The 665-nt window shown below is 49.3% G+C and carries 1 pseudogene; it reads right to left on the reverse strand.

Annotation, left to right across the window (positions count from 1 at the left end):
- A pseudogene (locus A9267_RS21965) lies at positions 1-665 on the reverse strand (retention module-containing protein); the annotation flags it as partial.

Here is a 665-nt window from a genome sequence, read left to right on the forward strand (position 1 = left end):
CGTTTGAATCAGTCGCGGTTGCAACAACGTTTGAATCAGTCGCGGTTGCAACAACTGTGATGTCGCCATCCACAAGTGTAGATAGGTCAACGTTATCGACAGAGTAAGTGCCATCTGCATTAACAGCCACATCTGTGATGGTAATTGCTGTGCCCGCAATATCGGTGATCACTAGAGTGACCGTGCCGCCAGCTGGAATATCCTGGCTCGTACCTGTGATGTCACCTTGGTTCGATGCATCAATCACTAAGTCTACTGTTAGCTCAGCATCAACAGCATCGAGGTTTTCAGTGTCATTGGCAGATAGGTCATTGCCGTTGCTGTCGGTTGCGGTTGCGACCACTGTGATGTCGCCATCCACAAGTGTAGATAGGTCAACATTATCGACAGAGTAAGTGCCATCTGCATTGACTGCCACATCTGTGATGGTAATTGCAGTGCCCGCAATATCGGTGATCACCAGAGTGACCGTGCCGCCAGCTGGAATGTCTTGTGATGTACCAGTGATGTCACCGTTATTATCGCCATCGATGACTAAATCAACGGTGATGTTGCTTGAAAGGGCATCAAGGTTTTCAGTGTCGTTGGCAGACAGGTCGTTACCGTTGCTGTCAGTTGCAGTTGCCACCACTGTGATGTCGCCATCCACAAGTGTAGAGAGGTCA

It is taken from the genome of Shewanella sp. UCD-FRSSP16_17, assembly GCF_001675935.1.
In the GTDB taxonomy this organism is placed as follows: Bacteria; Pseudomonadota; Gammaproteobacteria; order Enterobacterales; family Shewanellaceae; genus Shewanella; species Shewanella japonica.